The 22,440-nt window shown below is 42.4% G+C and carries 16 protein-coding genes and 6 tRNA genes; 18 read left to right on the top strand and 4 right to left on the bottom strand.

Annotation, left to right across the window (positions count from 1 at the left end; translation table 11 throughout):
• Positions 1 to 4 precede the first annotated feature (4 nt).
• The 3 genes from kdpD to PR808_RS18385 all read left to right on the top strand — a co-directional run bounded on the left by kdpD (position 5) and on the right by PR808_RS18385 (position 3,880).
• Complete coding sequence (gene kdpD / locus PR808_RS18395) at positions 5 to 2,692, top strand: two-component system sensor histidine kinase KdpD (RefSeq protein WP_272539852.1); 2,688 nt, start codon at positions 5 to 7, stop codon at positions 2,690 to 2,692.
• A gap of 16 nt (positions 2,693 to 2,708) precedes the next feature.
• A complete protein-coding gene (gene kdpE / locus PR808_RS18390; protein WP_206085291.1) occupies positions 2,709 to 3,392 on the top strand; it encodes a two-component system response regulator KdpE in 684 nt (227 codons plus the stop codon).
• Between the two features lie 92 nt (positions 3,393 to 3,484).
• Entirely contained in the window at positions 3,485 to 3,880 is a 396-nt protein-coding gene (locus PR808_RS18385; RefSeq protein ID WP_206085290.1) for a DUF5329 family protein, read from the top strand.
• A gap of 211 nt (positions 3,881 to 4,091) precedes the next feature.
• Here PR808_RS18385 and glnS read toward each other — a convergent pair whose 3' ends face one another.
• Together glnS and PR808_RS18375 are read right to left on the bottom strand one after the other, a co-directional pair.
• Positions 4,092 to 5,759 (bottom strand): glutamine--tRNA ligase, encoded by a 1,668-nt coding sequence (glnS, locus tag PR808_RS18380; protein WP_272539851.1) that lies wholly within the window; start codon positions 5,757 to 5,759, stop codon positions 4,092 to 4,094.
• Between the two features lie 171 nt (positions 5,760 to 5,930).
• Positions 5,931 to 6,746, bottom strand: coding sequence for a sulfite exporter TauE/SafE family protein (locus PR808_RS18375; protein WP_272539850.1), 816 nt, complete (start codon positions 6,744 to 6,746; stop codon positions 5,931 to 5,933).
• 229 nt (positions 6,747 to 6,975) lie between these two features.
• Between PR808_RS18375 and PR808_RS18370 the strand changes: the two genes are divergently transcribed.
• Positions 6,976 to 7,470, top strand: a complete 495-nt coding sequence (locus tag PR808_RS18370) for a DUF2569 domain-containing protein (protein ID WP_206085287.1) — start codon at positions 6,976 to 6,978, stop codon at positions 7,468 to 7,470.
• Between the two features lie 67 nt (positions 7,471 to 7,537).
• Here PR808_RS18370 and nagE read toward each other — a convergent pair whose 3' ends face one another.
• Complete coding sequence (gene nagE / locus PR808_RS18365; RefSeq protein ID WP_206085286.1) at positions 7,538 to 9,565, bottom strand: N-acetylglucosamine-specific PTS transporter subunit IIBC; 2,028 nt, start codon at positions 9,563 to 9,565, stop codon at positions 7,538 to 7,540.
• A gap of 426 nt (positions 9,566 to 9,991) precedes the next feature.
• Between nagE and nagB the strand changes: the two genes are divergently transcribed.
• The 11 genes from nagB (at position 9,992) to PR808_RS18310 (ending at position 17,685) form a co-directional block, all read left to right on the top strand.
• Entirely contained in the window at positions 9,992 to 10,795 is an 804-nt protein-coding gene (nagB, locus tag PR808_RS18360; protein ID WP_272539849.1) for a glucosamine-6-phosphate deaminase, read from the top strand.
• 76 nt (positions 10,796 to 10,871) lie between these two features.
• Positions 10,872 to 12,041 carry an N-acetylglucosamine-6-phosphate deacetylase gene (nagA, locus tag PR808_RS18355; RefSeq protein WP_206085284.1) on the top strand — a complete coding sequence of 390 codons (1,170 nt, stop codon included), beginning with the start codon at positions 10,872 to 10,874 and terminating at the stop codon, positions 12,039 to 12,041.
• Positions 12,042 to 12,044: 3 nt separating this feature from the next.
• Positions 12,045 to 13,268, top strand: coding sequence for a DNA-binding transcriptional regulator NagC (gene nagC, locus PR808_RS18350; RefSeq protein ID WP_206085283.1), 1,224 nt, complete (start codon positions 12,045 to 12,047; stop codon positions 13,266 to 13,268).
• 389 nt (positions 13,269 to 13,657) lie between these two features.
• Positions 13,658 to 13,734, top strand: a tRNA-Met gene (locus PR808_RS18345).
• Between the two features lie 7 nt (positions 13,735 to 13,741).
• Positions 13,742 to 13,826 (top strand) — tRNA-Leu (locus PR808_RS18340).
• A 31-nt stretch (positions 13,827 to 13,857) separates the two neighbouring features.
• Positions 13,858 to 13,932: transfer RNA gene (locus PR808_RS18335), tRNA-Gln, on the top strand.
• Positions 13,933 to 13,964: 32 nt separating this feature from the next.
• Positions 13,965 to 14,039: transfer RNA gene (locus tag PR808_RS18330), tRNA-Gln, on the top strand.
• Between the two features lie 49 nt (positions 14,040 to 14,088).
• Positions 14,089 to 14,165, top strand: a tRNA-Met gene (locus tag PR808_RS18325).
• Between the two features lie 13 nt (positions 14,166 to 14,178).
• Positions 14,179 to 14,253: transfer RNA gene (locus PR808_RS18320), tRNA-Gln, on the top strand.
• Positions 14,254 to 14,771: 518 nt separating this feature from the next.
• On the top strand, positions 14,772 to 16,121 hold the full coding sequence (locus tag PR808_RS18315; protein ID WP_272516367.1) for a dicarboxylate/amino acid:cation symporter: 1,350 nt from the start codon (positions 14,772 to 14,774) through the stop codon (positions 16,119 to 16,121).
• 232 nt (positions 16,122 to 16,353) lie between these two features.
• Positions 16,354 to 17,685 (top strand): metallophosphoesterase family protein, encoded by a 1,332-nt coding sequence (locus PR808_RS18310; protein ID WP_272539848.1) that lies wholly within the window; start codon positions 16,354 to 16,356, stop codon positions 17,683 to 17,685.
• An 88-nt stretch (positions 17,686 to 17,773) separates the two neighbouring features.
• Here the strand turns inward: PR808_RS18310 and ubiF are convergent, their stop codons facing one another.
• Positions 17,774 to 18,961 (bottom strand): 3-demethoxyubiquinol 3-hydroxylase, encoded by a 1,188-nt coding sequence (ubiF, locus tag PR808_RS18305; RefSeq protein ID WP_272539847.1) that lies wholly within the window; start codon positions 18,959 to 18,961, stop codon positions 17,774 to 17,776.
• A 322-nt stretch (positions 18,962 to 19,283) separates the two neighbouring features.
• Between ubiF and miaB the strand changes: the two genes are divergently transcribed.
• The 3 genes from miaB to ybeY all read left to right on the top strand — a co-directional run bounded on the left by miaB (position 19,284) and on the right by ybeY (position 22,274).
• On the top strand, positions 19,284 to 20,714 hold the full coding sequence (miaB, locus tag PR808_RS18300) for a tRNA (N6-isopentenyl adenosine(37)-C2)-methylthiotransferase MiaB (RefSeq protein WP_206085280.1): 1,431 nt from the start codon (positions 19,284 to 19,286) through the stop codon (positions 20,712 to 20,714).
• A gap of 93 nt (positions 20,715 to 20,807) precedes the next feature.
• Positions 20,808 to 21,806 (top strand): PhoH family protein, encoded by a 999-nt coding sequence (locus PR808_RS18295; RefSeq protein ID WP_371007839.1) that lies wholly within the window; start codon positions 20,808 to 20,810, stop codon positions 21,804 to 21,806.
• Positions 21,807 to 22,274, top strand: coding sequence for an rRNA maturation RNase YbeY (ybeY, locus tag PR808_RS18290; RefSeq protein WP_206085279.1), 468 nt, complete (start codon positions 21,807 to 21,809; stop codon positions 22,272 to 22,274).
• The last annotated feature ends 166 nt before the right edge of the window (positions 22,275 to 22,440 follow it).

The following is a 22,440-nucleotide window of genomic DNA, read 5'->3' as shown; positions in this document are numbered from 1 at the left end:
AGTTATGAAAAATCAGGAACCTGCTCGCCCAAACCCTGATGACTTATTGGTAAAAGCCAATGAAGATGGCCGAGGTAAATTAAAAATTTTTTTCGGCGCCTGTGCTGGCGTCGGAAAAACCTACGCCATGCTACAAGAGGCTCAACGCTTGCGTTCACAAGGGTTAGACGTCCTTATCGGCGTAGTAGAAACCCATGAACGGGAAGAAACTGCAGCCTTATTGGATGGGCTTTCTGTGTTACCACACAGAAAATTGCAGCACCGCGGTCGTCGCTTAAATGCGTTTGATATTGATGCAGCAATTGCGAGACACCCTGCCATTATACTCATGGATGAGTTGGCATTTAGTAACCCAACAGGCAGCCGCCACCCAAAACGCTGGCAAGATGTTGAAGAGTTATTAGATGCAGGCATCGATGTGCTTACCACCATTAACGTTCAACACATTGAAAGTTTGAATGATATTGTGGGGAGCATTACGGGTATTCGTGTTCGCGAAACGGTTCCTGACCATATTTTTGATGCCGCTAATGAAGTGGTGTTAGTCGACTTGCCCCCTGACGATCTACGCCAACGCCTGAAAGAAGGCAAAGTGTATATTCCAGGGCAAGCCGAACGCGCTATTGAGCATTTTTTCCGTAAAGGAAATTTAATCGCGCTACGTGAGCTGGCTTTACGCCGCACCGCCGATCGTGTCGACGACCAAATGAGAGAGTTTCGTGATGGCAAAGGGGAAGCCCCCGTCTGGCACACCCGTGACGGGCTTTTATTGTGCATTGGCCACAATATGGGTAACGAAAAACTGGTACGTGCCGCGGCACGACTTGCTGCAAAGTTTGGCAGCGTGTGGCATGCGGTTTATGTCGAGACTCCCACCCTCCACCAGCTCCCTGAATCTCAACGCCGCGCCGTACTCAAAGCGCTGCGCCTTGCCCAAGATTTAGGGGCAGAAACTGCTACCCTATCCGACTCTTCAGAAGAAAAAGCCATACTCCGTTATGCACGGGAACATAATTTAGGCAAGATATTGATTGGGCGCCGCGATAAACACCGTAAATGGCCCAAACTCAATTTCCGCCCTGGTTTTGCCGACCGCTTAGGGAAATTAGGGCCCGATCTCGATTTAGTGATTGTCGCCCTTGAAGAAAAAAGTGATTGGGATAAAGAACCTGAAAGAAAGCCGTTTTCTGAAAAATGGCGCTCTGATTTAAATGGCTACATGATGGCTATTGTGATGTGCGCTGCTATCACTTTATTTTCGAGAACATTTTTACTCGCGTTAGACAAAGCAAACCTTGTGACGCTGTACCTCTTAGGTGTTGTGTTGATAGCTCTGTTTTACGGACGCCGTCCTTCTATTTTTGCCGCACTCGTGAATGTTATTAGTTTCGACCTGTTTTTTGTTCAACCACACTTTTCACTCGCCATCATGGACATGCAGTACTTAGTAACCTTTACGGTGATGCTGATTGTTGGGGTTGTGGTGGGAAACCTAACTGCTGGTATGCGCTATCAAGCGAGAATTGCCCGCTATCGAGAACAGCGAACTCGTCATTTATATGAAATGACAAAAGAACTAGGGCAAGCACTCAATACAGAAGATATTGGTAAAACAGGCTATCACTTCCTTAATAACGCGTTTCAAGCCAAAAGCTGCCTATTAGTACCCGATGAAAATGGTGATTTATTACCACTGCTATGTGATGGGCATACCCCCATGCAGATTGACAAAGCCATCGCAAAATGGAGTTTTGATAAGCGCCAACCCGCAGGGGCAGGGACAGATACTCTGCCGAGTGTGCCTTATCAATTACAACCGATCACGACAGCAGACCAAACCCTCGCAGTATTAGCTATCGAACCCCGTAATTTACGCCAGTTGATGATCCCAGAACAACAACGCATGCTGCAAACCTTTACTGGGCTGATCGCCAGCGCCCTTTCGCGCTTACAGCTGACAAAACAAGCAGAGTCCGCTAAATTAGATATTGAACGTGAACAATTGCGTAATTCGTTGCTGGCAGCGCTTTCCCACGATTTAAAAACACCGCTAACCGTGCTATTTGGGCAAACAGAAATATTGATGTTAGATTTATCCGCGGAAAATTCGCCCCATACCGCGCAAGTAAACCAAATGCGTCAACAAGTGCTTAGCACCTCGCGTTTAGTGAATAATTTACTCGACATGGCACGTTTGCAATCAGGCAGTATTCAACCCAACCTTGAATGGGAATCTTTGCAAGAAATAACCAGTAGCGCCGTTAGAACATTAGATTACACGCTACACAGCCACCCATTGGAAATTAATATTCCTGCTGATTTACTGTTATATTGCGATGCTATGTTAATTGAACGGGTATTAATTAATTTATTGGAAAATGCTGTCAAATATAGCCATGAAGATACCCCAATTGGTATCAATGGCCGAGTCGAAAGGCAGAAAATTCATATTGAAGTCTGGGATGCCAGTAACGCAATTCCCGATGGGCAAGAAAAAACAATTTTTGATAAATTCTCCCGCGCTCAAAAAGAATCCGCAATTCCTGGCGTTGGCCTTGGGCTTGCTATCTGTCGTGCTATTATTCAATTACACGAAGGAGAAATTTGGGCACAAAACAATAATAAAGGTGGAGCCAGCTTCCACTTTGTTTTACCTTTAAAGCAACTCCCTGATATTGAAGCTGAAGTTTAGGAGACATTAACTTATTGTGAGCAGCCATCAAATTCTGATTATTGAAGATGAAAAAGAAATTCGCCGCTTTGTCCGACTTGCATTGGAGGGTGAAGGCTGGAAAGTTTTCGAAGCTGAGAATTGCCAACGGGGTTTGATTGAAGCAGGTACAAGGCAACCAGATTTACTGATTTTAGACCTCGGGCTGCCTGACGGTGATGGCCTTGATTTAATTCGTGATTTACGAAAATGGAGCAGCATTCCCATTATTGTTTTGTCTGCCCGTGAAGAAGAATCACAAAAAGTTGCGGCTCTTGATGCAGGTGCGGATGATTATTTAACAAAACCTTTTGGTATCAGCGAGTTACTAGCTCGAGTCCGTGTAGCACTACGCCGCTTTGGTAAAGTGGGTCAAGAAAGCTCACAATTTCAATTTGGGGATGTCACTGTCGATTTTATTAATCGCATTGTCACTAAGCAAAACGAAGAATTACACCTAACGCCTATCGAGTTTCGTTTACTTAGCGAGTTAGTTGCCAATAGCGGTAAAGTCTTGACTCAACGACATTTGTTATTGCAAGTGTGGGGGCCTAGTTATATTGAGCATAACCATTATTTGCGGATTTATATGGGGCATTTACGGCAAAAACTGGAAAATGACCCGACTCGCCCTATTCATTTATTAACGGAAACAGGTATTGGCTATCGGTTTATGCCATAAGTCATTTTACACCCAATTCTCGGAATCTTTCCGCTAGTTTAAACCCCTTGGCTGGCTATAATTTCCCCATTATTTTCTATGGAGAGAAATTCGTGCAAACATTAACGACCCAATTATCAAACCGCTTTTCATCTGCCTTAGTCCTTTTTTTAGGGATTTTTGTGACTACTCAAGCCCTCGCGTTGAGCCCAGAAGAAAAAACGCGTACTGAATCTTTACTCACGGAACTTGGTAAGCAACAAAACCTGACATTTACTCGTAACGGCACAGAACATAACGCGGCCGATGCAGAATCCCATTTACGTTTAAAATTACGCAAAACAGAAAAACGCCTAAACACCACTGAACAGTTTATTGACAATGTGGCCTCAAAATCGTCCATCACAGGCGAAGCATACCAAGTTAAAGACGCTCAAGGTAACGTATTCCCCGCCAATCAATATTTACATGATTTATTAAAAGAAAAAGTAGATAGCAAGCCCGAATAGATTCTGCAGGGGCTTTGTAGATTACTATAAAAAACACTGGCATTTATTTGCCAGCGTTTTTTTTGTTCTAATACTCGGTCTGGCCCTTAAATAATTTGTACCACAGGTAGGCGGCAAATTAAGTTATCCCGTGAGCATACATAAGTATGTGACTCGGGTAACTTAATGAAGCCAACACCCCTGTGGTGCAAAGTATGACGGGGACATCAAATTAAGAATTTTCGATTTTCGCCCAAGTATCACGCAACCCAACAGTCCGGTTAAACACTAAATGATCTGCGCTGCTTAACTTATTATCCGCACAGAAATACCCTTCACGCTCAAATTGGTACGCCTTTTCAGGGGCAGCATCTTTTAAGCTTGGTTCAACAAAGCCTTGGCGAATAACCAGCGACTCTGGGTTGATAACCGATAAGAAATCCTCTTCCGCACCAGGGTTTGGCACAGTAAACAGACGGTCATACAGACGAATTTCCGCTGGCAATGCATGTTGTACGCTTACCCAGTGAATAACACCTTTCACTTTACGTCCATCGGCTGGGTCTTTATTTAATGTGCCTGCATCATACGTACAGAAAATGGTTGTGATGTTGCCATCAGCATCTTTTTCCACACGTTCTGCTTTGATGATATATGCATTACGTAAGCGCACTTCTTTGCCTAACACTAAACGTTTAAATTGACGATTGGCTTCTTCACGGAAATCCGCACGGTCAATATAAATTTCATTGCTAAAAGGCACTTTACGCGTACCCATTTCAGGGTTATTTGGATGATTTGGCGCCGTTAAAATTTCTTCGCCTGCTGGCATGTTTTCAATCACCACACGCACAGGGTCAATCACCGCCATGGCACGTGGAGCCGACACGTTCAGATCATCACGAATACATGACTCTAGTGACGCCATTTCGACGTTATTATCTTGTTTAGTCACACCAATGCGTTGGCAAAACTCACGGATTGATGCAGCGGTATAGCCACGACGACGTAAACCTGAAATGGTTAACATGCGTGGATCGTCCCAGCCGTTCACGTGCTTTTCTGTCACTAATTGGTTCAGCTTACGCTTAGACATCACCGTATATTCCAAATTCAGACGAGAAAACTCGTACTGACGTGGATGGCAATCAATCGTAATGTTATCCAGTACCCAGTCATATAAACGACGGTTGTCTTGGAATTCTAATGTACATAAAGAGTGTGTGATCCCTTCTAGCGCATCAGAAATACAATGCGTGAAGTCATACATTGGGTAAATGCACCACTTATTGCCAGACTGGTGGTGTTCTGCAAACTTAATACGATATAAAACGGGATCACGCATGACCATAAATGGCGATGCCATATCGATTTTCGCACGTAAACACGCTTTACCTTCTTCAAAGCCGCCAGCACGCATTTTTTCAAATAATGCGAGGTTGTCTTCGATTAAGCGTTCACGGTATGGGCTATTTTTACCAGGCTCCTTTAATGTGCCGCGGTATTCACGAATTTCGTCCGCACTTAGCTCATCAACGTAAGCTAAGCCTTTTTTAATCAGCTCAATGGCGTATTGATATAAAGTATCAAAATAGTCAGAAGAGTAACGAACATTGCCCGTCCACTCGAAACCTAACCATTTGACGTCTTCTTGGATTGAGTTAACGTATTCGACGTCTTCTTTAACAGGGTTGGTGTCGTCAAAACGTAAGTTGCACTGTCCCTGATAGTCCTTTGCAATGCCAAAGTTCAAGCAGATTGATTTCGCATGGCCGATGTGTAAATAGCCATTCGGTTCTGGTGGAAAACGCGTATGGACCGACGTGTGTTTTCCGCTCGCCAGATCTTCATCTATGATCTGACGGATAAAATTTGTTGGGCGAGCATCTGCCTCATTCATTGTCATCATTCCTCAATGCCAAAAGCGCGCTAAAAGCGGTTAGTAACCAGATATATTCTACCATAATCCGTCAGGAAACAACCGTTTGATTGAGCTTAACCGATAAAAGCTATAGCAAAGAGGCGAACACAACAAAAAATAGGCACATTGAGCTCTGCTTGCTCGCCTTTTTTAGGTCAATAACATCACGGTTAATACCACTAACAGCAATAATGGGTAGCTTTGTGCATGGCGCTTATCGCTGAGGTAAGGCATTAATAATGAAGCAAAACGGATCCCCAACCAAGAAGCAGCAATCAAAATTAGCGCGCCTTTGAGGTAAATCATGCCAAGAAAACCCGCGCCGAGGTCAACGTGCTTATCAATTGCAAAATAAAAGTAAGTTAATGTCCCTGTGATTGCCATCGGTAGCGTCAACGGGTTAGCAAAAGCCGCCGCTTGGATCATACTCGCACCGCGGCGTCGCATTAATGGAACGGTCATCACACTACCGCCCACCCCTAAAAATGCCGCCACAGCACCAATCACCACGCCAATCGGGGTATCAGCAAAAATGCCCCCTCGAGAAGCTTTGATACCTTCCGATCCTGTTTGCATAAAACCAGGGCGAATAAAACAATCCAAAATCGTGATTATCAAATAACCAATAAATATCCAGCGGATCAACGCACTATCTACCGATAACGCCACAATTGCCCCAATTATTCCGCCAATTGAAATCGGAATAATAAACGGCTTGATAATTGGCCAGCTTAGGTTGCCTTTTAAATAATGGGCACGGCTCGATAGCGTTGATGAAAAAATCATCACACAAGTGGAGGTTGCCACCGCAACTTGCATTGCCACTGCGCTTGCATCGCTTTGCGGCCCCCAGACTAAGGTAATTAATGCATACAACAGTGGAACCGTGATAAACCCACCACCAAAACCAAATAATGCAGTTGTGATCCCTGAAATAAACCCAAATAAGCAAAGAAGCAGTTCCACAGAAAATTCCTCATCAGTCATTGAGAAAATATCTTATCGATGAGTAAGCCGCCTTGCTTGTTCAGATTCGACAACCTGCTTTGAGATTTCGCCAACATTGTTAACATTGATAACTTATTTCCTACATGACTAAACCAACTAAGTGAAATAAATGTGCCTCTAAGAATTCATTTATTCAAAAAATATCCCGATAATAGTTAAATCTAAAAATTCACAGCTGGGTAAGTCAATGAAATGTATTAACTGCAATGAGCGCGAAGCGAATAAAGAGTCTGGTTGGTGTCATGAATGCGAACAATTGGAAGTCCATAAAATTAATGGCGTACTTTATCTGCCAGCTTTAGGGCTAATTATTACCGCATTTTTGTCTATCTTTGGGGCATACCAATTAGTCCAAGTTGTCACCTATTATGCTGAAAATACGAAGGGTGTTCCTGCATTTTACCTTGGCGCCATTGTGCTACAGCTTGTCTATATAATTATCACACTCGTCGCTTGTTGGTTTTTCTTTAATAAGAAAAAAGCGACTAAATGGATTATGATTTCCTACTACATTTTTGCGCTCATCGTAACGCTGTATTTTACCGTTTTTATCGCCATAATTTATGGTGCTAAATTAACCAATACAGATTACCAGCAAATACTCATGAGCACATTCAGTGCCGCGCTGTGGATTGGTTATTTCATTAAATCTGACCGTATCCCACAAGTTTTTATCCGATAACGTCCATAAAAAATGCCAGCCTTTTTATCGGCTGGCATCATCACAAACTTAAATCAGACTTAATACATTATTTCAGAACATTATAAATAACCGTTTCGCCTGCTTTCACGTCGCCTTCAACTAAAATCTCGACGCCAGCAAAATCATCGATATTGCTGATGATAACAGGGCTAATCATTGATTTAGCATTCGCTTCAAGGAACGGTAAATCTAATTTCAGGATTGGTGTACCCGCAGTGACTTCGGCTCCTTCTTCCACTAAACGCGCACAACCTTCACCTTTCAGCGCAACGGTATCGATACCCATATGAACGATGAGCTCTACGCCATTTTCAGTTTCAAGGCAGAATGCATGGTTAGTTTCAAAAATCTTGACCACTGTACCTGATGCAGGGGCTAAAACTTCACTGCTGGTTGGTTTGATGGCAATACCATCGCCCACAATGCGGCTAGAGAACGCTTCATCTGGTACATCATCGAGGGAATATACTTGCCCACTGACTGGCGCAACGAGGGATAAAATCGCATTGCCTTTCGCTTTCGCTGGCTCTGCTGCTTTTTTCTCTTCCGCGGCTGCAACAGGCGCAGTACCGGCAATCGGCCCTTTCGCAATCACTTCCGTCATTGCTTTAGCAACCAACTCAGCGCGCGTTCCTACAATCACTTGTACGTTTTGTTTGTTCAAGCGAATAACACCTGAAGCACCAAGACGTTTTGTCATCGCATCGTTAACAATTGCAGTGTCTTTTACCGTTAAACGTAAACGTGTGATACACGCATCGATATTCACGATATTATCGCTACCGCCTACCGCAGAGACGTACTGACGTGCTTCTTTTTGGATATCGCTATCCGTGGTATTGGCAGGGCTGAGGCTTTCATCGTAACCATCAATAGTTTCATCACCCGCGCTTTCTTCACGGCCTGGAGTTAACAGGTTAAATTTGCGGATCATGAAGCGGAAAATCACGTAGTAAATACAGAAGAAGACTAAGCCTTGAACAATCAACATGTACCATTGAACTGCTAATGGGTTACGCGATTGCAACAGCATATCCACTAAACCTGCACTGAAGCCGAAGCCCGAAATCCACTCCATTGTTGCTGCGATATACACAGAAATACCAGTCAACAGTGCGTGAATAACGTACAGGATTGGTGCCACGAACATAAATGAGAATTCAAGCGGCTCAGTGATCCCCGTGAAGAATGCCGCAAATGCACCCGCAATCATGATACCAGCTACTTTGGCTTTATTTTCAGGGCGTGCGCAGTGGTAAATAGCGAGTGCTGCACCTGGTAGACCAAACATCATAATTGGGAAGAAACCAGCTTGGTAACGACCTGTGATACCTACCGTTGCCAGACCTGCTTCGATAGATTTAGCCCCACCGAGGAAGTTTGGAATATCGTTAATACCCGCAACATCAAACCAGAACACCGAGTTCAGTGCATGGTGTAAGCCAACAGGAATTAACAGACGGTTAAAGAATGCGTAAATACCCGCACCGACAGAACCTAAATCTTTAATGCTTTCCCCGAAAGACACTAAACCGTTATACACCACTGGCCAGACGTACATCAGAACGAAGGCTAAGATGATCATTAGGAATGAGGTTAAAATCGGCACAAGGCGACGACCACTAAAGAATGACAACGCTTTTGGTAACTCAACACCACTGTAGCGATTGTATAATTCAGCTGACAGTACCCCAACTAAAATACCCACGAACTGGTTATTAATTTTACCGAATGCCGCTGGGACAGTTTCCAGAGGAACATTCATAATCATAGAATAAGATGCAGGAGAACACAGTGTTGTCACCACTAAGAAGCCGACAAAACCAGTCAGTGCCGCAGCACCATCCTTATCTTTCGACATCCCATATGCAACACCAATTGCAAATAGCACGGACATATTATCAATAATTGCCGCACCAGATTTAATCAGTAACGCCGCGATTGCACTATTAGCGCCCCAACCATCTGGGTCAATCCAATAGCCAATCCCCATTAGGATTGCTGCGGCTGGTAGTACAGCAACTGGCACCATCAGTGCCCTACCAATCCGCTGTAAGTAGCTAAGAATATTCACAAACTCCCCCTTATAACCTTATTTTGCCCCATTAACAGGATCTTATTGTTCAATCGATCAATGATCAGCAACCGATAATATTTGATGATTAATTATATCAGTTTCATACTTTAGATTAATTGTTTCGCGATGCAAAATAAATAGGTGCGATTTGTGATAAATGTCAACGAAATCGTTCATGTTCTGACTAAATTAGTAGCTATTATTGAAAACTTATTTTATGATTAAAAATAACTTATTTACGTCATTAACCTGTATATTCTCAGCGCGTTTAAAATGCAGGTGCAGCCGTTAAAACGGCACTGTATACCAACACCAACGCGTAATAAATTTGTAGTATAACGAGTATTCCTATATCTAATGCATAACATCAGGGATACACATATATATGAAAGATTTCACAGACTTATTAGAGGTAATTGAAACATGAGGCTAATCCCATTAAACAATGCGCATGATGTCGGCACTTGGTCTGCACAGTATATCGCTGATAAAATCAACGCATTCAACCCAACCGCTGAACGCCCTTTCGTTCTCGGCTTACCAACAGGTGGCACACCACTCGCAACCTATAAAGCGCTGATTGCTTTGTATCAAGCAGGTAAAGTGAGCTTTAAACATGTGGTGACATTTAATATGGATGAATATATTGGCATTCCTGCTAATCATCCACAAAGCTACCATACGTTTATGCATGATAATTTCTTCAACCATATTGATATCCAAGCTGAAAACATCAATCTGCTCAATGGGAATGCCCCAAATGTTGATGAGGAATGTCAACGTTATGAAGATAAAATTAAATCTTATGGCAAAATCAATTTGTTCATGGGTGGCGTAGGAAATGATGGCCATATTGCATTCAATGAACCAGGTTCATCACTGAATTCTCGTACCCGAATCAAAACGTTAACCCCTGAAACACGCCAAGCAAACTCACGCTTCTTTGATAACGATATCAACCAAGTGCCAAAATTTGCGTTAACGGTGGGTGTTGCCACATTAATGGATGCAGAAGAGCTAATGGTTCTGGCAACAGGTGCGAATAAAGCAAATGCAGTTCACGCTGCCGTGGAAGGTTCCATCAACCATATGTGGACAGTGAGCTGTGTACAAATGCACCCAAAAGCGCTGATTGTCTGTGATGAGCCTGCAACACTCGAGTTAAAAGTCAAAACACTCAAATACTTCAAACAGCTAGAATCTGAAATTATTGAGACGTTTAACTAAGATTATATTTATCAATCACCCGACTGGCGACGGCTAGTCGGTGACCCATTTTTCCAGAGGTCAGGAGTTTAAAACCATGTATGCACTAACTCATTGCATTATTTATACAGGTCATGAAAGACTGGATAACCATGCTGTCATCGTTGATGGTGAAATCATCAAAGAGGTTTGCCCTGTCTCTGAAATACCTGCAAATATCCCACAACACGATTTGCAAGGCGCAATTCTCTCTGCTGGTTTTATTGATCTGCAAGTTAACGGCTGCGGTGGCGTTCAATTCAATGACAACAAAGAAAATGTCACATTGAAAAATTTAGATATCATGCAAAAAGCCAATGAACGCACAGGTTGTACTAGCTACCTACCAACGCTGATCACTTGCTCTGATGATCTAATGAAACATGGCATTAACGTCATGACTGAATATTTAAAAGATCACAAAAACCAAGCCCTTGGCCTACATTTAGAAGGTCCTTATATTAATGTGATCAAAAAAGGGACCCATAACCCTGAATTTATTCGCCAGCCTTCAGCTCAAATGATTGATTATTTGGCCTCCCACGCCGATGCCATCACAAAAGTCACCTTAGCGCCTGAAATGGTCGACCTCGATTATATTCGCCAATTAAAAGAGGCTGGCATTGTGATTTCTGCGGGGCATTCAAATGCCACATACGAAGAAGCGAAACTTGGCTTTAAAGCTGGTATCCGTTTCTCAACTCACCTTTTCAATGCGATGCCATACATTTCAGGCCGCGGCCCAGGTTTAGTTGGCGCCATTTATGATACGCCAGAAGTGTATGCAGGCATTATTGCCGACGGCTTACATGTTCAATGGGCTAACATTCGGAACAGTAAGCATCTGAAAGGTGATAAATTAATTTTAGTGACGGATGCAACAGCACCAGCAGGAATTGATCCTCAAACTGGTGAAATGGATCATTTTATCTTCGCAGGTAAAACCATATACTATCGTGATGGATTATGTGTTGATGAAAATGGCACACTCAGCGGTTCGTCACTGACGATGATTGAAGCAGTCAGAAACAGCGTAGAACATGTCGGTATCGCATTGGATGAAACACTTAGAATGGCAACGCTCTATCCAGCAAGAGCCATCGGAGTTGATGAAACTTTAGGGTCAATTGCTCCGGGTAAAATTGCGAATTTGACCGCATTTAACCACGACTTCACTATTCTCGCGACTTACGTAAACGGAAAGGAAGTCTACAAAATGAGTAACTAGCTAATGAATCAAAGCCACTCGCTAAAGCAAATTGGTAATATTGACCTCGTCAAACAACTCAATAGTGCTGTCGTCTATAGCTTGATAGACCAACAGGGTCCGATATCAAGAATTCAGATAGCGGAACAAAGCCAGCTTGCCCCAGCCAGTGTCACTAAGATCACTCGCCAGCTACTCGAACGCGGTTTAATTAAAGAAGTTGACCAGCAGGCCTCCACAGGGGGCCGTCGTGCTATCTCTATTGTTTCTGAACACAAAAACTTCCACACCATTGGTGTCCGTTTAGGCCGCTATGATGCCACTATTGCATTGTACGACTTAGGCGGAAAAATGATTGTGGATGGGCACTACCCTATCTCTGAGCCTACCCAAGAAGCGGTCGAGCAAAAACTGATTGCCTCCCTCGAAGATTTTATCGAACAAAATCATCGTCGTATCAAAGAGTTGATTGCCATTTCAATTATCCTACCTGGTTTAGTCAATCCAAATCGTGGCATTATTTTCTATATGCCCCACATCAAAGTGGATAACTGGCACCTAATTGATAACCTACAAGCCCATTTTAATATCACCTGTTATGTTGGGCACGATATTCGCAGCCTTGCGCTTGCTGAGAGCTTTTTTGGCGCTACTCGGGATTGCGAAGACTCTTTACTAGTGCGTATTCACAGAGGTGCTGGGGCTGGTATTGTGATCAATAAAGAAATATTGCTCAACCATCGCGGTAATTTAGGGGAAATTGGCCACATCCAAGTCGACCCTCTTGGTGAGTTGTGCCACTGTGGTAATTTTGGCTGCTTAGAAACCATTGCCTCCAACCAAGCGATTGAAGCGCGCGTTAAACAACGTTTAGAGCAAGGCTACTCCAGCACCCTTACTGCAGAAACATGCACGATTTCCTCTATTTGCCAAGCCGCAAATAAAAACGACCCACTGGCCACCGAAGTTATTCAGCACGTTGGCCGGCAAATTGGTAAAGCCGTTGCGATTACCATTAACTTGTTCAACCCAGAAAAAGTGGTGATTGCAGGGGATATTACTGAGGCCGAGCAAATTTTACTGCCTGCGATTCAAAGCTGTATTGATACTCAAGCACTCAAAGGCTTTCGTGAGAACTTACCGATTGTCACCTCCCAATTAGTTCATAATTCAGCAATTGGTGCATTTGCCTTAACCAAACGCGCAATGCTTAATGGTGAATTACTGCAAAAGCTGTTTGATAATTAATTTCACTCTACTCAATGAACGAATAGAAGCAGGTTTTAACCTGCTTCTTTGCTTTGAGAGACCCACTATCAAAAAATACCTATCCCTTCACCCTGCTATTGTTCAATTTAAAATCTATTTGTATTTTATCAAATAATCTCGGTTTCATTGACAATCAAACGTCGAAAAATACCTTTATTTCTCCCTACTATTTTTTGAACAGACGAGTAGTCAAAAACGGATTTTTTTCAAATTAAGGGTTGTTTTTTGCTGGCTTTATCGACAAAATGATTATTCAACAAACAAACAGACGCATTTTCTGAAAAATAGTGCAAAAAGCTGTTGACTGTAGGGTCTGTAATTAGCATAATGCGCCCCGCAACGCCGATGAAGGTTAAGCAAAAAAAGATGGCTATGTAGCTCAGCTGGTTAGAGCACAACACTCATAATGTTGGGGTCACAGGTTCGAATCCCGTCATAGCCACCATTTATTTGCGGGAGTGGCGAAATTGGTAGACGCACCAGATTTAGGTTCTGGCGCCGCAAGGTGTGCAAGTTCAAGTCTTGTCTCCCGCACCATTTTCCTTCTCGGTAGTATTGAATTTAAGATTGGGGTATCGCCAAGCGGTAAGGCACCAGGTTTTGATCCTGGCATTCCCAGGTTCGAATCCTGGTACCCCAGCCATCTTAAAACATTCAATAGTAGAATTTCCCGGATGGGGTATCGCCAAGCGGTAAGGCACCAGGTTTTGATCCTGGCATTCCCAGGTTCGAATCCTGGTACCCCAGCCATCTACTATCCCCTCTTGTTGCAAAAAATCATCTTAAAGAAATAAAAAATGGCTATGTAGCTCAGTTGGTTAGAGCACAACACTCATAATGTTGGGGTCACAGGTTCGAATCCCGTCGTAGCTACCATTTCTTTTGTTGTTGGGGTATCGCCAAGCGGTAAGGCACCAGGTTTTGATCCTGGCATCCCCAGGTTCGAATCCTGGTACCCCAGCCATTCCTCTTTTTTCTTCCTTATCTTTCTAATACAGTCTCTTTTCAATTCGCTTATTTTCATTATCATTTTTATTAATAAATTAAATCAAGTTTAGAAGATTAGATAATAAATCCATTTTTCTTACTGAAAACCAATTTATTGCATCAAAATTTGCATGTTTATGCACTTTTTCAGTAGAATCGTACTCTTTTTTCATGTTTTTTATTTTATTAAATCTCGTGGATACTAATTAACCAGTAACTTAATCGTTTTAAATGTTAACCAAGCAACATTTCGCCCAAAAAATTTACTTTTGCATAACTTTTCTATTAAATCTGTGACTTTAATCATTTCTATTTAACTGTTGAAAGTGGTAACCTGCGCTCGAATTGTAGTTAGGTATGATTGGTGACAAATAAGTCACTGGAAAACTCACTCCCATCTTCCGTTCCATTAATTAGTTCTCAAAAACTCAAATAAAAGTTTTAAACCTAATAATTATAAATTGCCAAAACGCAACATTTTTACAGAGAAAATTTATGCGAAACATGATAAAGCAACCAATATATAAAATCTTATATGTTCAGGTCATCGTAGCCATCGCCTTAGGTATTGCGCTAGGCCACTTTTTCCCAGACATTGGAGAGTCACTAAAACCGCTTGGTGATGCATTCATCAAAATCGTTAAAATGATCATCGCGCCAGTTATCTTCTTAACAGTGGTAACAGGTATCTCAGGCATGTCAAACATGAAGGCTGTGGGTAGCGTTGCGGGTAAATCAATGCTCTACTTCATTACCTTCTCTACTGTCGCACTCATTATTGGTCTCATCGTTGCGAACGTCATTCGCCCAGGTGATGGCTTAAATATTGACCCAGCAACCCTCGATAGCACAAAAGTAGCAGGTTACGTTGCCAAAGCACACGAGTCATCAATTGTTGGCTTCTTGATGAACATCATTCCTGATACCGTGATTAGTCCGCTGGTAAACGGTAACATTCTTCAGGTTCTGTTTATTGCCGTTATTTTCGGATTAGCATTAGCAGCAACAGGCAAGCACGGGGAGCCAATTGTTAAGTTACTGCAAAACTTCTCTGAACCTGTGTTCAAAATGGTTGCGATGCTAATGAAACTCGCACCAATCGGGGCATTCGGTGCAATGGCATTTACCATTGGGAAATATGGGATCTCATCTATTGGCAACTTAATGATGCTGATAATGACGTTCTACATCACCTCTTTACTCTTTGTATTACTGGTATTAGGGGCTGTTGCAAAATATAACGGTTTCTCAATCATTGAGTTGATTAAATACATCAAAGACGAACTTTGGTTAGTTTTAGGTACCTCTTCTTCTGAAGCAGCACTGCCAAGCTTAATGAGAAAAATGGAGCATGCAGGGTGTGAAAAATCCGTTGTGGGTTTAGTGATCCCAACAGGTTACTCATTTAATCTTGACGGTACCAACATCTATATGACCATGGCGGCCTTGTTTATCGCACAAGCTACCAATATCGAGCTCACGATTTGGGAACAAATCTCCTTGTTGCTCGTTGCCATGATCAGCTCAAAAGGTGCAGCGGGGGTAACAGGTGCAGGGTTCATTACCTTAGCCGCAACACTGATGGTTGTACCAAGTATTCCAGTTGCTGGTATGGCCTTAATTCTTGGTATTGACCGCTTTATGTCAGAGTGCCGGGCATTAACCAACTTAGTCGGTAATGCTTGCGCATGTATCGTGGTTGCACGTTGGGAAAAAGAGCTAGATACCGAGAAACTGGCTCATGCATTCTCAGCAAAAAATGAAACGTTAGATTCAGTGATTACTGAAGATGACAGCATTAATACCAAAGAAAAAATCGCGGTTGATCTTGGAAATCCTAAATAGGATCGAGCATTTCTTCTGATAAAACTTGATAGCTATCCCAAAAAACCTCTCAATCATGAGAGGTTTTTTATCTCTCACTTTCTACAACTTTTTTAAAACGATACACAAGATTCAAGCCTGATAAATCACAATTTAAATTTATATTATTTAAAACTAATAAAAGGTGAAATTGAGTTATTTTAAATAAACAGTTAATTAGTAATACGTATAAATTATATAAAGGATATATTCTGTGATTATAGGTATTATTAGTGACATCCATCAAAACTCGGCCGAAGATAAAACAGTCTTAGCACAATCAATTATTAATATTGCAGACTGTGGGGCGACTGCCCTGCTCATGGCGGGAGATATTGGTGACTATCACGCCAATAGAAAAGAGGCATTGCAAACCTTCCAGAATAATTTCCCAACGAAATACCATCAAAATCTATTACTCATGCTTGGAAACCATGATGTTAGAACTGGAGCAGCTTCTGACGGTTCATTGGATCCAGACCTTATTGATATATATCACGACTATCTTGATAATTGCCGCGTATCACGCTACGAAGGTACGATGTGCATAGATGCATGGATCGGAGGCTATCACTTTTTATGCTTAAACACTGATGTTGGCCTAAAGGATGAAATGGAGCTGAACGCTAATTCGCTCGCATGGTTAAAAGAAAAATTACCTGAGGGCGCAGTAGCGGATAAACCTATCTTTGTACTCACTCATCAAGCCTTTAACTCAACACATTGGCGAGCAGGCTTATTTGGTGGCTTTGGAAACCAAGATGAAGAATTAAAACAGATTTTTTTAGATTATCCCCAAATTATTTTACTGAGCGGACACATTCACAATGGCTTTGGGACAATTGAGTTCATTCAGCGACCTTTTGGAACACTCATTGAGATCCCAAGCCTTACTAAAGGTGAAAACGGCGTCACCACATCAGGAACAGGTTATTTATTAAAAGTCAGTGATGATAAACTTATCTTTGAAGCATGGAACTTCTATCATAATACTCAACTACCTGAATATGGCCATGCAATCCATTTACCCACACTATCTGTTCTCGCAAAAAAACTGGAAAACAATGATGATGAGGACAAACCTCGTTTATTAGCAGAAGCAAATTCATTAATGAATAAAAAATATCATAATGATATACCAAGTGGTGATGCGACCTATAGACCACAAGAATATTATGGGCTCGAGAAAAACTACAGCCCTGAGACTTGGGATAATATTAATTCACTTCGCAAAAAAATAATCGATCTCAAAACTAATATTGAATATCACGAAGTATCATTTGAGAATACAGAAATTATCACTCAAAACATGCTCAATGAAGCCTTAGCCTTATCTGATAATATTGCCATATACTTAAAAGACGGTCATTGGTCTCCTGAAATATACATTTCCGATGCAAATAAAAAAAATCAAACCATCAAAATAAACTCCTCTGCGGGTTATAAGAGCACCGTAATTACATCTCAAGAGACTTTTGTTATTTCCAAAGGGGAAGAATACTTATTAAAATCAAAAGCCTTTTTTGATATCCAAAAAACAAAATAACCTTGTTTATCATTCAAACATTATCTCACCCTAAAGTATTAGGGTGTTTAGAGTGAAATATTTCACTGAACATGAAAGCACTTATCATTTACAGCCCTAATGCATATTTCAGGGCAAGTTTTTTCGCTTCCCCAGCTCTTTGAGCCACCATCAACCCTAGGTTTCTCAACATTTTTAAACCTGGAAGATTCTCGCTAAACGCCATATAGAACACATCCATTCCTGCTTGCATGACCAAATTATCAGGCAAACGGCGACGCTGATAGCGCTTTAAGACATCAACAGAATACCAAGGTTGCAAATATTCACGTGCGTAACTCACCACATTCAGCAAACTCTCTACATCACGATAGCCTAAATTAACCCCTTGCCCAGCTAAAGGGTTGATTGTGTGCGCTGCATCGCCAATCAATGCTAAACCATCAATAACATAACGGTTAGCATGGTGACGTGTTAAGGGGAATGCCCCTGATGCAATTGCGGTCACCTTGCCCAAACGCTCAGGGAACGCTTCCGAAATCGCACCAGTGAGTTGTTCCATGGACATACTTTGCAAACGTCTAATCTTTGCTGGGCTGTCATACCAGACCAATGAGGCCCAATTATTGTATAACGGTAAAAATGCCCTCGGGCCTGATGGGAAAAATTGCTGCCACGTTTTGTCTTGTTGAGGTTGTTCTGTTTGAATGGTAATCAACATACAAGCTTGGCGATATTGCCAACCGCGGCTGCCAATCCCTGCCATTTTACGCACTTGGGAATTTGCGCCATCTGCGCCCACAACTAATTTTGCTTCTAACAGACGGTTATCATCGAGTTCTAATCGCCACGCTTTTTGGTTTTTGGGTTGGTATAAATTCACCAGCTTTGCGGGGCAAACAAGTTCTAAATTACTGTATTGTTGGCACTCTTGCCATAAAGCAAGCTGCAAGACTCGGTTTTCAACCATAAAACCTAGCTCTGGCAAACCAAGGCTTTGGGCATCAAACACCACATTGCTATCGGGTTCTTCCCATGTTTCTAATTGGCGATAAGGCACACTGCGCATGACTTCTACATGCTGCCATGCACCGAGTTGCTTTAATAATTCGACTGAAGCGCGGCTAATTGCCGAAATGCGAACATCTGGGGTACTGTGTGGCTCAAATGGTGCAGGTTGTGCCTTCTCAAGCAAAGCCACCTTCATCCCTTCTTGGGCAAAGCCCAATGCCGCCGCTGCGCCTGTCATTCCCGCACCTACCACGACAACATCATAAGATTCGATTTGTTTATTCATCACATTGGCCACTATTTATGAATTGATTGCCGTATTGTACCGAAAATTTATTACCCTCGCAGACAATATCTCCACTTGAACTCTAGTCACTGAAGCCCCAAATGAATACAATACGTCCTAATTTTTAAAACAATAGGCAAATTGCCTGCCCTTAAATTTCGTGAAGTGATATTATTTCTTGCTATCTTTGCATTTATCCCATCATACAATGATGTTCTTAATCAAAATGCAAACGAGTTCCCAAAAGAGGGTAGGACTTTGGATTTACAACGCGTTTCGGGGTCCATTACACTAGCCGCTTCGAAAACACCGGATATACGACATGTCGACGAATAAAAAGTTATACATTAAAACGTGGGGCTGCCAAATGAATGAGTATGACTCATCCAAAATGGTCTCTTTATTAGAAAGTACCCACGGTTATCAACTAACTGAAGTTGCTGAAGAAGCAGATTTACTCCTGCTCAATACCTGCTCAATTCGGGAAAAAGCCCAAGAAAAAGTCTTCCATCAGCTTGGTCGTTGGAAGTTTTTTAAAGATAAAAACCCTGACATCATTATTGGTGTCGGTGGCTGTGTTGCATCCCAAGAAGGGGATTTTATCCGCCAACGTGCGCCGAGTGTTGATATTGTCTTTGGCCCACAAACATTGCACCGTCTTCCAGAGATGATAAACCAAGTGCAAGGGACACGCAGCCCAGTTATTGACATCAGCTTCCCTGAAATTGAGAAGTTTGACCGTTTGCCTGAGCCACGCGCTGAAGGCCCAACGGCATTCGTTTCTATTATGGAAGGCTGTAATAAATATTGTACTTTCTGCGTAGTACCTTATACCCGTGGTGAAGAAGTTAGCCGCCCTTGTGACGATATTTTATTCGAAATCGCACAATTAGCTGCGCAAGGCGTACGTGAAGTCAACTTATTAGGTCAGAACGTTAACGCTTACCGCGGTGAAACCTTTGATGGCGAAATTTGCTCATTCGCAGAATTACTGCGTTTAGTCGCGGCTATTGACGGTATCGACCGTGTTCGCTTTACCACTAGCCACCCAATTGAATTTACTGACGATATCATCGAAGTTTACCGTGATACGCCTGAATTAGTCAGTTTCTTACATCTACCTGTGCAAAGTGGTTCTGACCGCGTTCTCACCATGATGAAACGTGCTCATACTGCACTGGAATACAAAGCCATTATTCGCAAACTGCGCGAAGCGCGTCCTGGTATTCTTATCAGCTCTGACTTTATTGTTGGTTTCCCAGGTGAAACGACTGATGACTTCGAAAGAACGATGAAACTGATTGCTGACGTGAATTTTGACATGAGCTACAGCTTTGTCTATTCCGCGCGTCCTGGCACGCCAGCAGCAGATCTCCCTGACGATGTCACTGAAGAAGAGAAAAAACAACGTCTATACTTATTACAGCAGCGCATTAATCAGCAAGCATTGAGCTTCAGCCGCCAAATGGTGGGTACCGTTCAACGTATCTTAGTCGAAGGAACATCCCGTAAAAATGTTATGGAGCTTTCTGGTCGTACTGAAAATAACCGTGTTGTGAACTTTGAAGGCACGCCAGATATGATTGGTAAGTTTGTGGATGTTGAGATTGTAGACGTCTATACCAACTCATTACGCGGTAAAGTTATTCGTACAGAAGATCAAATGGGCCTTCGCGTTCACGAATCACCAGAATCTGTTATTGCACGCACCCGTAAAGAAGATGAGCTAGGTGTTGGCAGTTTCCAGCCCTAAGCCACAACCATAGGATATTCAGTGACCGAGACAAAAAATTTGCAAATCGCAACACAAGAAATCTTTCTAGAACCCGCAGATAATCAACGTTTAATGAGCCTCTGCGGGCCATTTGACGATAATATCAAGCAGCTAGAACGCCGCCTTGCTATCGAAATTAACCGCCGTGATAACCGCTTTAAGTTATCGGGTAAGCCACTTAATGTACAAGCGGCGAGCAAAATTTTGCGTCAACTGTATGTCGATACCGCGCCTGTGCGCGGTGTTATTCCTGATATCGACCCTGAAAATATTCACTTGGCCATTTTGGATAGCCGCATTTTAGAGCAATCCGCCGAAAGCGTTCCAGACTACGGCAAAGCGGTGAATATCAAAACCAAACGTGGCGTGATAAAGCCTCGCACACCAAACCAAGCGCAATATATTGCCAATATTTTGGACCATGATATTACCTTCGGTATTGGCCCTGCAGGAACGGGGAAAACCTATTTAGCGGTAGCTGCTGCGGTCGATGCCTTAGAACGCCAAGAAGTTCGCCGCATTTTGCTTACGCGCCCTGCCGTTGAAGCTGGTGAAAAACTGGGCTTCTTACCTGGGGATTTAAGCCAGAAAGTCGACCCATATTTACGTCCGCTTTATGATGCGCTATTTGAGATGTTAGGCTTTGAAAAGGTTGAAAAACTGATTGAGCGCAACGTGATTGAAGTTGCCCCGCTGGCATACATGCGTGGTCGTACTTTAAATGATGCATTTATTATTTTAGATGAAAGTCAAAACACCACCATCGAGCAGATGAAAATGTTTTTGACGCGGATTGGGTTTAACTCCAAAGCGGTTGTGACTGGTGATATCACTCAAGTCGACTTACCGCGCGGCAGTAAATCAGGTCTACGCCATGCCATTGAAGTGCTCTCTGGCGTGGATGATTTAAGCTTTAATTTCTTCCACAGTGAAGACGTAGTTCGCCACCCTGTCGTTGCCAAAGTTGTTATGGCCTACGAAGCGTGGGAAGAACAAGATAACAAGCGCCGTCAACAGTTACGTGAAGAAAAAGAACAGCAAAAAGAGCTGGAAAAGCAGGAAAACCAATAAATGAGTGACATCATTCTCGATTTACAAATTGCGTGTGAAAACCCTGAAGGTTTACCTTCTGAAGCACTATTCGAGCGCTGGTTAGCCGCTGTGTTACCAAAATTCCAAGCTCAAAGCGAAGTCACTATCCGTGTTGTCGATGAAGCGGAAAGTCATCATCTCAACCTCACTTATCGTGGAAAAGATAAACCCACTAATGTGTTATCTTTTCCTTTTGAAGCACCACCTGAAATTGAGCTTCCTCTGCTCGGCGATTTAATTATTTGTCGCCAAGTAGTTGAACAAGAAGCTATTGAACAACAAAAAAGTGCCGAAGAACATTGGGCGCATATGGTGGTTCACGGCTGCTTGCATCTGTTAGGTTATGACCATATTGAAGATGATGAAGCTGAAGAAATGGAAGGCTTAGAAACCGAAATTTTGGCTGAATTGGGTTATGAAGACCCCTATCTTGCAGAAAAAGAGTGACCTAACTATAATTTTTTAGGCATCTTTTACGAAGAATGCATTATTTTACAAAAAACTGATGGTAATTTTGCAGATAAACCACCGGTTTTATGCTAAAAAAGAATGAAGTAAGCTGTTTTTATTAACTAACTAACGCTCTAAATACTTTACGTGCTAACTTTTTTGT

Source organism: Providencia sp. PROV197 (assembly GCF_028479625.1).
GTDB classification, from domain to species: Bacteria; Pseudomonadota; Gammaproteobacteria; order Enterobacterales; family Enterobacteriaceae; genus Providencia; species Providencia vermicola.
This window is presented reverse-complemented; position numbering and strand designations above follow the sequence as displayed.